The organism is Dysgonomonas sp. 37-18, from assembly GCF_001899125.1.
GTDB lineage: Bacteria > Bacteroidota > Bacteroidia > Bacteroidales > Dysgonomonadaceae > Dysgonomonas.
Window position 1 is genome coordinate 49618 of the sequence record NZ_MKVC01000034.1, and the last position, 15478, is coordinate 65095.

12 protein-coding genes are annotated in these 15478 nt (G+C 39.9%); 3 read left to right on the top strand and 9 right to left on the bottom strand.

The window, feature by feature from the left end; genetic code table 11:
• Positions 1-204 precede the first annotated feature (204 nt).
• The 3 genes from BGO84_RS13565 to BGO84_RS13575 are packed head-to-tail and all read right to left on the bottom strand — an operon-like array spanning position 205 to position 2035.
• Entirely contained in the window at positions 205-915 is a 711-nt protein-coding gene (locus BGO84_RS13565; RefSeq protein WP_291029930.1) for a hypothetical protein, read from the bottom strand.
• A gap of 40 nt (positions 916-955) precedes the next feature.
• Positions 956-1741, bottom strand: coding sequence for a hypothetical protein (locus BGO84_RS13570; RefSeq protein ID WP_291029932.1), 786 nt, complete (start codon positions 1739-1741; stop codon positions 956-958).
• Positions 1742-1771: 30 nt separating this feature from the next.
• On the bottom strand, positions 1772-2035 hold the full coding sequence (locus tag BGO84_RS13575; protein WP_291029934.1) for an HU family DNA-binding protein: 264 nt from the start codon (positions 2033-2035) through the stop codon (positions 1772-1774).
• A gap of 231 nt (positions 2036-2266) precedes the next feature.
• On the opposite strand from BGO84_RS13575, the gene BGO84_RS13580 reads away from it, so the two are divergent.
• Both BGO84_RS13580 and BGO84_RS13585 read left to right on the top strand, forming a co-directional pair.
• Positions 2267-2551, top strand: a complete 285-nt coding sequence (locus BGO84_RS13580) for a helix-turn-helix domain-containing protein (protein ID WP_291029936.1) — start codon at positions 2267-2269, stop codon at positions 2549-2551.
• Positions 2552-2554: 3 nt separating this feature from the next.
• Complete coding sequence (locus tag BGO84_RS13585; protein ID WP_291029937.1) at positions 2555-2863, top strand: helix-turn-helix domain-containing protein; 309 nt, start codon at positions 2555-2557, stop codon at positions 2861-2863.
• Positions 2864-2895: 32 nt separating this feature from the next.
• Here the strand turns inward: BGO84_RS13585 and BGO84_RS13590 are convergent, their stop codons facing one another.
• The 5 genes from BGO84_RS13590 to BGO84_RS13610 form a co-directional block, all read right to left on the bottom strand.
• Positions 2896-3297, bottom strand: coding sequence for a hypothetical protein (locus BGO84_RS13590; RefSeq protein ID WP_291029940.1), 402 nt, complete (start codon positions 3295-3297; stop codon positions 2896-2898).
• The gene (locus BGO84_RS13595; RefSeq protein WP_291029942.1) at positions 3294-4565 is read right to left on the bottom strand and encodes a site-specific integrase; all 1272 of its coding nucleotides are present in this window, start codon (positions 4563-4565) and stop codon (positions 3294-3296) included. The genes BGO84_RS13590 and BGO84_RS13595 overlap by 4 nt, the downstream gene beginning before the upstream one ends.
• A 41-nt stretch (positions 4566-4606) precedes the next feature.
• Positions 4607-5830, bottom strand: a complete 1224-nt coding sequence (locus tag BGO84_RS13600) for a site-specific integrase (RefSeq protein WP_291029944.1) — start codon at positions 5828-5830, stop codon at positions 4607-4609.
• A gap of 522 nt (positions 5831-6352) precedes the next feature.
• Positions 6353-12031, bottom strand: coding sequence for an N-6 DNA methylase (locus BGO84_RS13605; protein ID WP_291029946.1), 5679 nt, complete (start codon positions 12029-12031; stop codon positions 6353-6355).
• Positions 12021-12464 (bottom strand): DUF1896 family protein, encoded by a 444-nt coding sequence (locus BGO84_RS13610; RefSeq protein WP_291029948.1) that lies wholly within the window; start codon positions 12462-12464, stop codon positions 12021-12023. Before BGO84_RS13610 ends, BGO84_RS13605 begins: the two co-directional genes overlap by 11 nt.
• A gap of 248 nt (positions 12465-12712) precedes the next feature.
• On the opposite strand from BGO84_RS13610, the gene BGO84_RS13615 reads away from it, so the two are divergent.
• Positions 12713-13363, top strand: coding sequence for a GNAT family N-acetyltransferase (locus BGO84_RS13615; protein WP_291029950.1), 651 nt, complete (start codon positions 12713-12715; stop codon positions 13361-13363).
• 2 nt (positions 13364-13365) lie between these two features.
• Here the strand turns inward: BGO84_RS13615 and BGO84_RS13620 are convergent, their stop codons facing one another.
• Entirely contained in the window at positions 13366-15474 is a 2109-nt protein-coding gene (locus BGO84_RS13620; protein ID WP_291029952.1) for a type IA DNA topoisomerase, read from the bottom strand.
• Between the last annotated feature and the right edge of the window lie 4 nt (positions 15475-15478).

Below are 15478 nucleotides of genomic sequence, written 5' to 3' on the forward strand. Positions count from 1 at the left end.
CACTCAAAGCCAGTTACATTAATTTCTTGGTGGCTTTGTTCTATGCTTTACTTAGAGGTTATACATACCAATTAATTGATTTAAATCTCCAAATTCATAAACAAATTTTCCTACCGCAAAATTATTTTTACCAACTTTAGAATACCTGCCTTTATTCATGAACTGAAAATCATTTAGATTACAGTTTTTAGAATAATGCGTTATCTATAAATTATAAAGGTTAATATTGCCATTTTGTTTTCTATGGAATTCTATAAACTCATTTTGCATAGCTTGGGGGATATTTAGAAGTGATTCACAGTGTTTATTTACTTCCTCCATTGCATCTATTTCATTGTCATGGTATAAACTTGCCTCTTTTAATATCTCATCAAACATATAGGGATTTATATCTTTTAGCCACTTTGTTGCAGAATTATCCCAACTTGTTGAAGTAAAAGCCTTCAATATATCATTTTCAAAACTGAAATATAAACCTAATCTCTTTGATTGATAAGTTTGTTGGTTCTCACACGATAAATCATTAATTACAGATTTGAAAAACTCCAAGGTTATATTTTCTAAATCAATAGCATCATTCAAAATATCCTCAACATTTAAACTTGAATATTCAAAATTCCAATCAATTTGATTTACTTCTTTAGATACATCTGAATATGAAAGCTTCGTTTTTTTATCCTTAGCTAACACAAAAACGAACTCTTTGGACAATATTTTAAATCCTATACAATCAATTTTTTTAGAATTAAATGCATGCACTGTATGTATAAGATTTGTCGGATAACCAAGACTTTCAATGATACTATTAACAGAACCATTTCCTGGCATTTTGGTTAATTCAACCAAACTTTTATCTTCGACTTTGAATACCCCTGTTCCGTTTTCGTCCTTTTTTGAGAATAGATTTTTAAGCATATCCTTATCTTTTTTAATTGTATTTTGAATAATTTAATGTCTAATATTTTCTATTCGTTAAAGTAATGATTCCATCCATCTTTTCTTTGACCAGAATATCTATTTTCCAACCGTAGAGCATTTCCTTCTGACTATTAGACCTGATAAGCATTTTTAAACCTCTATATGCGGCAACGGGAAGTAATGCAGACATCAGACATATTCCCCAAAACAACCGACCAAAAGAATGAAACCAAATTGCCATAGCCAGATTACTGATAAAGATAACGGCAAACAGGGTAAACAGTATATACGAAACATTGGCTAGAGCAGGAAGCTGCTTATTTATTTCGGCAATTTTATTATCTATATCTTGAGTAAACGTATAGGGATTTTCTTCGATTTGGTAAAGCTGATTTTTATTAGACAATATGTACCGGATATGTATTGTCAGATCCCCGATCTGTTGTTGGTATGTCCGGTCAAAACTGCTTACGTTTTGTATCAGATACTGTGTCAGAAAAACAGATAAGGCTGTTATCTCTGTCGTATAAACTTCGATCCAGTCGTTATATTTATTGCGTTTACGATAAGACGCGTAGTATTTTTCAAATTTTCTATTTTCTAATTCTTCCCTGAACCCGGATACTGCATTCAAACGAAGGCTTACTGCCTTTAGCTGATAATTCTCATTGACAATATCATTCATTTCACTTATGGGAAGTTGCTCAAAATGCAATTCAAGAATTGAGGCAAGGAGAGCTTGTTTAGCTTGATCCAATGGCATCTTTACCATCGGATTATCTGTATATGTAAGCAATAACTTGTCATAAGTGAAATTACTCATCGCAATAGTAATTGAACGGTTGCTGGGATATTAGATTTTGAATGAACGTGAAGGCTTAAAAGCAGGTATTACATGAGCCGGAATGATGATCGTTGTGTTTTTCGATATGTTACGGGCAGTCTTCTCTGCTCTTTGCTTTATGATGAAACTGCCGAAGCCACGCAGATAAATGTTCTTGCCGCCACTCAAAGAGTCTTTCACAATTTCCATAAAAGATTCAACGATTTTCAAACTTGTTGCTTTGTCGATACCTGTATTCTTCGCTATTTCATTTACAACTTCAGCCTTTGTCATTTCTTTGTTCTTTGTATTGTTATTAATTTATATATTCAAAAATAGGCAAAAACATTGATATCTAATAATTTGCTCCAATAGAATTTGTTTTTATCCTACCAAATGAACGCCAAACCCTGCCAAAATGTTGAAAACCAATGACATTATCGATATTTTCATATTTCTTTGTACCTTGTTGTAATCGACAACTGTACTTAGCATTGGGTTTAATCGGATAAATGATTAAGAAATATGGAATTTAAAATAATCGAAGGCAATACCTTTGAGCGAATAAAAAAATGTCTTCACGAATTGGTGGAAAATAGCAAGAAGCTAAGCTTCTCACAAATTGAGGATGAATGGAGGGATAATCAGGATGTATGCCGCCTGATGGGGATATCGCTCAGAACGCTCCAAACGTACAGAGATAAAGGATTGATCTCATATTCACAAGTGGGGCACAAGTGCTACTACAAAGTAGAGGACATCAAACGCTTTATGGAAGAAAATAGAATTATGCACCCCGTAAAAAAATAAGCCATGAATTTGAATGATATTCTAAGCAGCAATTCTTCTGAAATTATTGAGCTGTTCCATGCTATCGAAAAAGCAAACGAAAATATAACAGCTAATATTGAAGAGCAAAAACCCATGCTATCCGGCGAAATATTCCTTGATAACAACGAGGTCTGTAAAATGCTTCGTCTCTCATCCCGCACCCTTCAGGATTATCGAGATAAGGGCTTCATCGCCTTTTACAAGATAGAAGGTAAGATATTATACAAAATATCCGACATACGAAGCATGTTGGAACAACATTATTATAACGCATGGAAACAGAAACGATAACTTATTGCATTTTGTTTCCATCCGCAACTATTCTAATTAAGAGAAAAAGTATAGTCTGTTGTCAGAAAGGAAGATAACAATTCTTCTTGTTTTAAAATCCGCTCCATAAACCATTCTCTCAAAAAATATGCCTGTGCAGATCTTAAATGAAAAGACAAGGCAATAATAACTTCCATATTAACTTCTCGTATGTCATATACAATGCTACTGCCTTTTACTACTCGATGAAACCTGTATGTATTTTCCGTATGAACTATTTTCTTTTCCATAATAGAACCTATACAGACTTTGATTTCCGGCATATATACTCCGAATAATTCGCACAATTCATTTTTATCCATCCAAACTGTCCCATTGACAGGTCGGAAGATAACATTAGTCTTATTGTCCTTGCCCATTTCAATGATGAGCTTTCCTTTATTCAGATTCTTCATATCGCTTGTTGGTTTTTGAGTTCGTTATTATTGCTTTTTTCTGTATTGACAGATAGTTGATATTTTCCGGCTATGCGTTTTTCCAATGCCTGCATATCTTCGTCAATCTTCTGTGTGGTAATCTTGGCATAGATTTGTGTAGTGGTAATGTCCTGATGCCCCATTGTACGGCTCAGTGTTTCAATCGACACGCCATTGGTCAGGCAGATTTGGGTAGCCCAGCTATGACGGGCCATGTGATAGGTCAGATGAGTCTTCAATCTACAGGCTTTCCGAAGATCCTCTAAATAGAAAACGATCAGCGAATAGGTTCCCACATTAAATACTTTGTCGTTTTCCTTTGGCATACCATGTTTCTCTAAAATAGACAGAGGAATATCCATCAAAGGGATGCAGGCTTCTGTCCCGGTCTTTTTGCGTTTCTGACGAATCCATTTTGTTCCTTCCTTATCGGTTACAATTTCGTTCCATTTCAGATTACGGATGTCTGTGTAGGCCAGGCCAGTAAATACTGAAAATATAAATAAATTGCGTACATGATTGACACCTTTGTGCTCTATGGAAGTCTGCATGATTTTGTCCAGATCTTCTTTCGATAACCATTTGCGGGATGCTTCCGGTTTTCTGGTTCTAAAGTCGGTAAAGGGATTACGCCGGATCATTTCTTTATTGACAGCACGACGGACAATCCGCTTGAGATTACGGACTCGTTTTTCAACAGTTTCGGAACTCATGCCGACATTCACACGAAGATAAAAATCAAAGTCTTCAACAAAGGCGTAATTCAAATTCTCAAATGCAATATCTTCCATATTGTATTTGTATTTTATAAAGCGTTTGAGACTTAGGTACGAACACAGATAGTGCTTGTAGGTGGACTTCTCTTTTGTGATGCCTATACTTCGAAAAACTTCATCGTTATGCAGTTCGTATTCTTTGAGGAGCATGGGCTGAGTAACTCCGACACCCTGAATAGCATTCTTCAAACTTTCGGCTGTAACATATCCGTTACGCTCTATCTGACGATCATAATGGGTAGAGATAGCCGTTTTGAATTCTTCAAGTTTACGTTTTATCCCTTTACTGATTTTATCTGTACCTGCAGGTAGACCTTCGGAAGCAGACCATAATTCCGGTTCTATTTCTTCGTGGGTAGAAAATTGAGTTATTTTCCCATCAAGAGTGATACGCCCAAGAATCGGACATCGTCTGTTCTTCTTGATTTTCTGTTTATTGATATAAAATAAGATACTGAATGTACTACGCATAGGATATTGTTATTTTGTGATACAATTGTAATTGATGCTTGTTAGTCTATCAGAATATATTTGCCTCTAATCCGCTCGGACAACAAGCGGATATCTTGAGCCACCTTATCTAATGACAACTCGGCATAGATTTGAGTCGTTTTGATGTCCCGATGTCCCAGCATACGGCTGACCGTTTCGATAGGAACGCCCTCGGAAAGCGTAATCAAACTGGCAAATGTATGGCGTGCTTGATGGTAGCTGACCTTCTTATTGAAGTCACATCTTTTAGCAATGGCATTCAGACTGAAATAGACCGTTGCAGTACAGGGCATCGGGAATAGTTTTCCATCTACACCTTGTCCCCGATACTTTTCAATGAGAGCCAAAGGAATATCCATCAGGCGGACATGGAAAGGTGCTCCTGTCTTCTGGCGTTTATCCATAATCCACTTGCTGCCATCTTCCATCGTTACAATCTTTTCGGGAGTTAGATTCTTTACATCTATATACGACATACCGGTAAATGAAGCAAATACAAACATGTCACGACTGATAGATTGTAAACCGGGAGGTGTCTCGATGGTCATAATCTGATCAAGTTCTTCTTTACTCAGAGTCTTATGTTTATTAATAGCTGTTTCGGCTTCAAAACCATAAAAGGGATCACGACTGATAATTCTTTTGTTGATGGCATTTCGGACTACTTTTCGTAAATAGAGGATATAGCCCCCGGATGTACTGGCCTTAAATTTACGTTCTATACGTAAATGAAACTGATATTCTTCGATAAAAGAATAGGTTAGAGCCTTGAAGGGAATATCGCTCAGATTGTATTTGACACGTAAAAAATGGCGTAATGCGTTGTAAGATTTTCGATAATGGTCATACGAAGACTGGCTTCTGTCAATACCTACACGGAGAGATACGGTTTCGTTCATCTTTGCAAATTGATCAAGAACAGCATCCCCAGTAGAAGCAATTCCTTGAATAGCGTTTTTGACCTGCAATGCTGTAACTGAACCTTGATTTTCTTTGATCTCTTTATAACGCGAGTGGATCAACAGATTGATTTTATCAATCTGTCTGTTTATATCCAATGCGGATCTACTCTTACCGCCCATACGTCCGACTTTGATATCCCAAAGTGCTGCATCTGCATCTACTTTCAGACTGAATTGTACCATCGTTTTGCCGACGGTTATCCGGCCCATTACAGCGGAAAGCCCGCTCTTTTTCGTTTGATTTTTTTTCAGGTAAAATAGAACCTTTACTGTTGTTCCCATAAAACTCATTTTCTTTAAAGTTACTTTCAACTGAGCTATGTGATACTATGTAAATCGCTGATGAATAATGAGTAAAACTCTCAGATAAAATTTAATTTCTGTAGTTTTACTTTAACTTTATTTTCCGCATAAAAGCAGGTTTAAAATCTGTATATTTCTCTCGTTTTACCATCCCAAAATAGGTAATGAATTGGTAACGGAAAGTTCGCTGAAGTCTGCTTTTTATTGCGTTTTTACGTTTTTCAAGACAACGCAGAATGATGAATTAAAGTCTATATTTCAACCAGTTACCTTGTTAGTCTGAATTTTGCTTTATCTCCAAGTATTTGCAAACGGACATTACAACGTTACCGTTCGGCAGGCGAACTGACCTACATAACTATCCATCACAAGATATTTTACACAGAAAAAAACGTAGAGAAATTTATCCGCGATCATTTTAGAGATAACGATAACATAGCTGGAGTTATGGAAGAAAAAGAATAAAATACGACCGCAGAACTCTTCTGCGGTCATCTTCATTTAGAGCTTCAGACCTCTTTTTTCTTCTTTTGGAGGACTACTACCCACCGATGCAATAACAAATCTATCTCCCATAACCTCTTTCACTCCTTGCAAAGTATTGGGCATAGGAGTATCTTGAACCACTGCCGATTTTGGGCTATTCTGAGATTGAGCCTGATTCTTTTCTGAAGTGTTTTCTTGTCCTTCGCTTTGCTCAATAGGCTTTAATGATAACTCTATCTTACGTTCCAAAGCTGTGAGTTCCGTTTTTAAGTCCTTCAAATCATTCTCTTTCGACCATATGCTTTCCACTACCTGCCTGAGAACAGGTACGTCCAGCATCCGTTTATCGGTGTCTGTCTGGTACTTCTCCAAAAGTTTGGGCATACTGTCGAGTGCATTCAGAAAATTTAGCGAAGCAGTTTTAGGATCTGCCGCCAAACTCCCGTAATTATAGTTGTAGAGTATCTGTCCCTCTCCACGCACAAAAAAACGGTTTTGTACCAAATCATAGCCGTCTTTATTGGTAGTCTCTGATTTTACCAATAAATCAAATCCATATAACGAACCGATTTTCTCGTGAGCTCCATGTGTACGTGCTTTGTCCGATATTTCGTTCAACTTCTTTCCGATAGCAATCGGATCAGTAGCTTGAAAACCATCCAATTTTACAGGATTGAGCCGTGTCCCATCAGGAGCAATCTGTACCTTGCTATTGAAGGCTTCCACATCTTTGGAAATGCGATCAACATATCCTTTATTGGATTCTACGGTCTGCATGATATTTTCTAATTTGTATCGGCTCGATGATTTTCCACGAACAAAAGCCTGCCTTTCACTTTCTAAAGCAGCTATCCTCTTTTCTATCCTTGCTTTTTCCAGCAATTCAGTATTCCCTGACAGGATAGCCACATATTCAGAAAAGTTCATTCCGCTTTTCTCATCCATACTACCCTCGTCAATGGTACGGCTACCCAGATTGTTGTTTTTAAGCTGTTTGATAAATAATTGCTTGTTGTGCAGTAAGCCAAATTTATAAGCATCCAATGATTTTTCGACAGCGTATATTTTCACATCGACCTTATTATCAGCATACAGTTTGGCTATTTCATTGCCTTTGCGTATCGCCCTACCATCCCGCTGTTCGAGGTCGCTTGGCCTCCACGGTGCGTCCAAATGATGAATCGCAACCGCCCGTTTTTGGGCATTTACACCTGTTCCCAACATCTCGGTCGAACCGAACATCACACGGATTTTACCCGCATTCATATCCTTGATCATGGCTTTACGTGCTTTCTCGCTTCCTGCCTCCTGAATAAACCGCACCTCAGATGCAGGGATGCCATAATCCTCCACCAATTTGCGTTTTATCTCGGTGTATGGGCTCCACTGGTTCGGTTTATACGTTCCCAAATCTGAAAATACAAATTGTGTCCCTTTTTGTGCATCGTATTTTTTGTAGTAGTCCGCTATTGAAGCCGCACAATGACTGGCTTTGTTGTCCACATGGTCGCCATATTTGTTGGGGTCTATCATCCGCATATCAAGCGACATCTTACGGGCATAGTCGGTTGCTATCAGCATTTTTGCTTTTTCTTCCCTTTCTGAAAGTGGTGCACGCCCCAAAAGAGTGGCATTTCCTGTTTTGGCAAACTCCATCAACTTACCGATAAACTCCTGCTGGTCGGGTGTGGGTGGTATGTTATGTAAAATCTCATTCTTTTCGGGACGGTCGATGCCAATATCCTGTGCCGTTCGGTAGTCAGTGATCTCGGAATAGAACGAAGCCAATTCCGGCACTTTGATAAAATAACGGAAACGTTCTTTCTGCACAATCTGGTTGGTAACCGAAAACTCGTAATCTTTGGTTTTCTTGGCAAAGATAGCTGCCCACGCATCGAAGGTGTTGATACCCTGTCTTTCCAATTCTTTGGGACGCAGGTATTTGAACAACAGATACAGTTCAGTTAGTGAATTAGAAATCGTTGTTCCCGATGAATAAGTAGCTCCTAAATCCTTGCCTGTGCGTTCTTGTATGGTACGCAGGGCAAAAAGCATATTAAGTGCCCGTTGACTACCTTCGGTATTTCCCAAGCCTGCCACACGGTCGTGGCGGGTGGTAAAAGTCAGGTTCTTAAATTTATGGCTCTCATCTACAAACAAATGGTCTATACCGATCATTCGGAAATCCGACATATTATCCTTGCGGTTTTCAATCTGGTGAGCTATTCCTTCCAATTTTGTCTCAAGGTTGGCTTTACGTTTCTCACAACCTTTCAGCATCCCCCTCGATACTTCTTTTCCTTGCGAACGCAGCACATCAAGGTTCTCTTCCACACTATCAAGTTCAGCCTGTAAAATGTCCCGCTGTATCTCCGGAGATTGAGGTATCATCCCGAATTGTTCATGTGTTAAAATCACCGCATCCCAATTGTTGTTTTTCATTTCGTTGAAAATACGATTGCGATTCTGTGGTGTAAAATCCTCCTTGCCCGGATAGAGCACCTTTGCATCAGGGTATGCCGTACAAAAGGTCTGTGCTATTTCGTGAACATTGGCTTTCAGACCTGTGATAAGGGGCTTATTTACTAATCCGAGCCGCTTCATTTCCATTGCACCGCAACACATAATCAGTGTTTTACCGCCTCCAACCTCATGGTCGATTATACCCCCTCCATTCAATTTAAGCATCCAGATGGCATCTTTCTGGCTATTATATAAGTCAGGAATACCCAAACCTTTCAGATCGAGTCCGGGAAAAGTCTGGTGTGATCCATCGTATTCGGGTCGTACAAAACAATTGAACGTTCGGTTATACATATCGGCAAGCCTGTCTTTAAATTCGGGAGTCTGCTCTCTGAGCCATTCCGAAAAGCCGTTACGCATCTCGTCTATCTTGGTATTGGCAAGCTGAATGGCTTCTCCATCACGTATCTTTGTCTCTTTGCCGTCTACCCGAATTGTTTTTGTAATATCGGGAGTGGTGTCGTGCAAGGCATGACGCATCAGGGCAATACCATCAAAGGTTCGGCTCTCCCCTTTAACAGCATACTGATCCTTGATTTTGGCATTTTTAGTATCAGCATTTATGCTGAATTCATCCCTGCTGGGAGCATAATGTATATTTACATCCGTTTCAAAGAGATATGAAGCAAAAGCAGCATAGATGCCCGAAGGTATCCATCGTTCACCGAAATTGAAATCCAGATCGTCGAAAGCTATCGGTTTGGGTATAGCATCCTGTAGGGCGGTCAAAGAATTTTTAGCGGCTTCATGGTCGGGATTGCGGTCGATAAAATTTTGTACTTCGTCAGCTTTTGAAATAACGTTACCCGATACGAACTTGTCTGCTACTTCATAGCCCCCAACAAGCGGATTGAAATACATCTTACCTTTCAGTTCATCAAGTATTCCCTCTTGCGTATTGTTTGTAAGAGAGATCATGTGATCTAAATTGACTGTTCCGTATTTATTGAGACTGGAGACAAGAGCTTCATAAGCGTTATCCACTTTAGAAATCTCATCGGAATTAAAAGCTACGGGACGTTCGAAAATATCAGTCTTGATCGCTTTACCTTCTCGGTAGCGTTCCAAAGAGAGTATTTCCCGTCCTGCGGCATCCATCTTGATAAGGTCGAGATTCTTTGCATCGTTCAGATTACCGAACTTTTGTGTAAAATCGTCGTATAGGCGATTAAGCATCTGCCGTAATGCGGGATTTTCTTTGAGTGTATCGGCTTCGTTATTATACAAATGATTATAGGTATCACGTATTTCAAGATAGAGCGATGCCTGTTTTTGCTGGCTCGGTGACAGTTCCAAAGGATGGAACATGGGCTGGTGTCCGTCCATATCCCGCAAGTAGCCTATACGATTATCTGTATCGGTTACCAATGAGCCATTTTTATAGTGTTTCGGCAATCCGTTTTCGGGTATAGGCATCGCAATGGACTTCAATCGCTCTGCACGTTCTTTTTCCAATCGCTCAGTGCGTTGTTCGGGTGATTCGGTCGGTTTACTTGTTGATGGACTTTTAGCTTGTACTCCCTTTGGCTGTGGCATAGGCATACGACGACGGGAACGTTTGGGCTGTTTTATTTGTGAACGTTCTTCGGCAGAAAAACCAAACAGGTCGTATAAGGTTACAATTGGCTGTTGCTGGATATCAGGAGGCGATACTTTCTTTTGTTCTATAACTTCTCCTGTGTCCGTATTTACAAACAAGCCACTGGCTTTATCCTTGATGATTCTATCTTTTTTTGTTTCAGGTATAACTTTCGTTTCTTCTTTTGGTGAGTTAATACGTGGCTCCACAACCGCTTTTTTATCCTGATCGGACAATTCCGCCCATACCTTACGGTTTCTGGCTTCTCCAAAAGGATAGAAATGGACTAAATCTTCGAGTGTAGGTTCATAAGCCGACTTAGGACTTTGCTCCACCATATCCGAAACAGAGATTTTCTCTATCGGAGTTACAATAGGCTGCTGTTCTTGTATTTGGGGAGCATGAGATAAGTAATGCTCCAGATCGAGATGTTTGGAAAAATCTTCATTCAGCATCCGATACAGTGTAGCTGCAATAGCTTCCGTTCCTCCGGAATGGGTAAATTCCATTGCAGGCTTTCCGTAAGGATCTGTACCCACTTTTACATCGGTTTGTATTACCCTGTCGAAGTCTTTGAAAAGATTATTTACGGATATGCCATTGGATAGTTTGCGGGATTCGATAAAATCTTGCTGCCTTTGGGTCGCCTCTGTACTAGAGGATTGATCTGGCGCAAGCCCAATTCGGTGTCGCCGTAGCGACCGTTGCAGGATAATTAAATCGCTACCGACCTCCGTTCCTGCTTCTTCTGTAAATAAGTTGTTGGGCAAACGGATAGCCGATACGATATTGCAATTATTCATCAGGTGTTCACGAATCGGTTTGTTGTGCTCCGAGTTGAGAACGCCCTGCGAAGTGATAAAGGCTATTAATCCACCCTCGCGGGCAGCCATCACGCTTTTGGTAAAAAAATAATTGTGGATTGCCTTTGTCGATTGGCTAACTGCGGGTATCTCATGCTTGGAAAGCAAAGGATCAAATACTGCGACATCCCCGAAAGGAATGTTGGAGGCTATCACATCATAATGTTGGGAGTATCGTCCTTCCATTTTCTCGTAACCCTCAATCCGTATTTTATCTTGTGGGTGAAGGTGTGAGAGAATCTTACCTGTCAGCAGGTCTTTTTCAAAGGCTGTAACCTCAGCATCCGGCACAGTTTCTTTAAATGAGGATATAAATGCTCCTGCTCCGGCACTCGGTTCAAGAAAACGCAGGGGTTTGATACCACTGTTATTCAAAGCCAGTGACAAAGCATCTACAACAGGCTTTGGAGTATAAAAAGCAGTCAGCACCGAATTTTTCAGCGAACTGACATAGCGTTTATATTCGGCATCGTCTTTTGCTCCATCCCGTAACACTTGATGTAATTCGGTTACGAGTGGGAACAGATCATGTTCAGACGTTTTCCAATGGGTTATATCTTCCGGTTTGGCTGCGGGATTTAACACGGCTTTTATCCCACCAAAACCAGAATAGGCTGTCAGCTTCTCTTTTTCAGCATTGGTAGCCTGTCTTTTTTCTCTATCGAGAGCGAATACAATACGGATCGCTTCGATATTGTCCCGAAGATGGGCTTTCTTATTATAAGCCATTTTCGAGCAGGATTTGTATTTCGCCTGTCAGTTCCGTGTAAAACTGATTGTATTCAGGTGTATCGGCGAAATCATCAGACAAGGTGTATTTTTGAATTGTATCGGTAAGTCGGAGCAATAGCTCAATGGCTATGCCCTCGGCTTGTGCCGGATTTACTTCTTCGGAAAATTCTTCCCAAAGGATAGTCACAAGGGTTCGGTAGGTAGAGAAGTGCAAGCCTTCATATAGGACTTGCGAAGAGATGACCTCAGCTTGGTCGTGGGTATAAGCTGATTTTATGGCTTGACTATACGCCTCTGCTGCTGTATCGCCACGTTCAGCAATAAAATCGAAGTCGGTCGCTTTGTTGGGGTGCGTATCACGGAGATAGGATAATAGGGATAGCCGAAAATAGGATAATTCTACGGCTGACGTATTTGGTTTTGTTGCCATATCATTGATTTTTTAGCGGTGAGAAAATGTAGAAAAGAAAAAAGCATCCGGAGCTTAGCCCCGGATGCCACCACTAAAAAATCAATGTTAAACGACTATTCCGAATCGTAAAACAAAGACCTTTCAGTGGCAAATATAGTGAAATTATTATTTCAATGGTCGCTTCTTGCTTGGTGTCATTGCGTATCCGATCACTTATATTTAAATTTGCATGATTCATTGAATCGTAATATCAAACAGCAATTGTCATGTCGTTACCTGATGTCCGAATAGATAAGTTGAAAGAATCTGAATATGATGAAGCCGCTACTATTTTAGTAGATGCTTTTGAATCGAATCTTGCTTATGCTTCAATCTTCGTAAATAAGGATAAATTACGAGACGGGTTGTTTTGGTTATTCAAGACCAATCTATTTCTAATAAACAGAAGACAGTCTGTGACAAAAGTCGTTAGAATGAAAAACTCAATGGAAATAATAGGAATATTTAGTTTATTACCTCCCAATGGAATAAAATCGGAACTTCGCGACTATCTCAAAATCGGAATACCTCGATTTATTATGAGTTTTGGATTCTCGGCTTTACGCACAATGCTTAAGATGGATGCTCTCAATAAACAGCTTCTAACCAATGCCATCGGAGCCAATGAATATTATTATTTATCAATGGTTGCCGTAAAAGCGAACCATCAGGGCTCAGGGATTGGGTCTTATATGATCGACAATTGCTTGCAAAAATTGAGATCTATAAATCGAATATGCCATACTGTTGGTTTAACAACCCAACTTCCGGAAAACGTCACTTTTTATACCCGATTAGGATTCCAAAAATTGGATGAAGGTGAAATTCAACTGAAGAAGGGCTGTTATTACAATTATAATATGAAGTTGAATCTATAGTTCTACTTAGACCGTCGTTTTTTGCTGTCACCTTTGCGTGGCGGGAACTCAAAAACTATTTTGTAATCCGCATCGAGTTTGATAACTGCATCGAATGTACTTCCGGTCTTGGAACTTACGAAACCTTTTATCAATGAGGTTTTGCCATTCATAATAAGATCAGTAAGTTGTCCGTCTGTCAGTTCTTTTTTAGCAATGGTACGGAATACTGTCAGTCCGCAACTTTCATCTTTACATTTTACGACCTTCGGATAAAATACCATCTGTCCGTTCTTACATTTGGGGCAGGAACAGGTATTACGGTTATCCGTGCGTTCGATAGTGGTCGAAAGTAGTTCCGTAGTGATCTGTGAAGCATAAACTTCTATTCCTTTATGGAATGTAGCGGCATCCATCTGACCTAAAGCAATTTTATTGAGAGCTTCTTCCCATTGCCCTGTCATAGCGACATCGGCTATCTTCTTATCCTTGACCGCTAGATAAACCACCAATCCTTTATTGGTGGGGACTAGAGACTTTTTCTCACGGACAATATACTCACGGGAGAAGAGTGTTTCAATAATGGATGCACGGGTAGCAGGTGTACCAATACCACATTCTTTCATCGCTTCACGCTGTTGTTCATCCTCTACCTCTTTGCCCGCTGACTCCATTGAACTCAACAAACTGGCTTCGGTGTGTAGTGGACGAGGTTTGGTTTGCTTTTCCTGAATTTCACAATCACGAACAGGCAGCTTATCTCCTTCCAAAAGAGCAGGTAAAGCAATAGAATCCTCTTCATCGTTTGACTCGTCTTTAGCTTCAAATACCGCTCTCCAGCCGGGGACGAGTGTAACGCTTCCTTTGCATGAAAAGTGTACGCCATCGGCATCAAGTGATACGCTGGTGTTCTCTTTGATGCACGATTCGCCAAAGGCTTCCAACATACGTCCGGCAACCATATCGTAGATAAGTTGTTCGTCTTTGGATAGATTGCTTGCTGATTCTTCTGTGATAATGAGGGCATGATGATCGGTAACTTTTGCATCATTGACCGAACGGGTATTGAGCTTGGTATCAAATCGTCCATCGATATAATCCCTAAAATAAGGATGTGAGCGAAGGGTAGCGATCAGGTGCGGTATTTCCTCCAGTACATCTTCGGAAATATAACGGCTACCTGTTCGGGGATAGGAAATTTTCTTAGCTTCATACAGACTTTGAGCTATAGTTAGGGTTTTATCTGCTGAAAAACCATATTTGCTGTTGGCTTCCTTTTGAATCGTAGTTAGGTCATACAACAATGGTGGTTCTTGTTTGACTTCCTTACGTTCCACGGATGTAACCTGTATCGTTCCAATAGCTTCAACCTTTGATTTCACATCTTCTACGTCGCTCCGAGTATCGTATTTATCTGTCGAATGAACAGCAAATGTTGTAGATTCCTTAGCAGTATGGAGTTTCAAACGAAAATAAGTTTGTGGCTTAAAATCTTTGTTTTCCAAGTATCTGCTACAAATTATCGCCAGTGTCGGGGTCTGTACTCTGCCTAGTGACCAAACACCATAGCCTGCAGAGATCGAGAGTGCCTGACTGCTATTAATACCTACGAGCCAGTCTGCCTGACTTCGGGCTTTTGCAGAAGCATACAGATTGTCATAATCTGCTCCGGGACGAAGGGTTTTGAAACCATCTTTGATGGCTCTGTCGGTAAGAGAGCTGATCCAAAGTCTTTCAAACGGAAGGGTGCATCCTATATATTGGTATATATAGCGGAATATGAGTTCCCCTTCACGTCCGGCATCAGCACAATTAATAACTCCATCAGCCTGAGAAAACAATTCCTTGATTACTTTGAGTTGTTTCATCACACCGGGATCGTTCTTATATTCTTTGCCCTCTTTGACTTGTCGAGGCAATAGTTTAAATTCTTGAGGAAGTATCGGTAGGTTCTCTTTCTGAAATCCTGCAATACCGTAATGCTCCGGCATGGCAAGTCCTACCAGATGCCCGAATGCCCACGTAACGGCATATCCGTTACCTTCCATATAGCCTTCTTTCTTATTATTCGCTCCAATTATGGCTGCTATACTCTTAGCCACAGATGGTTTTTCTGCTATTATTATTTTCATTTTA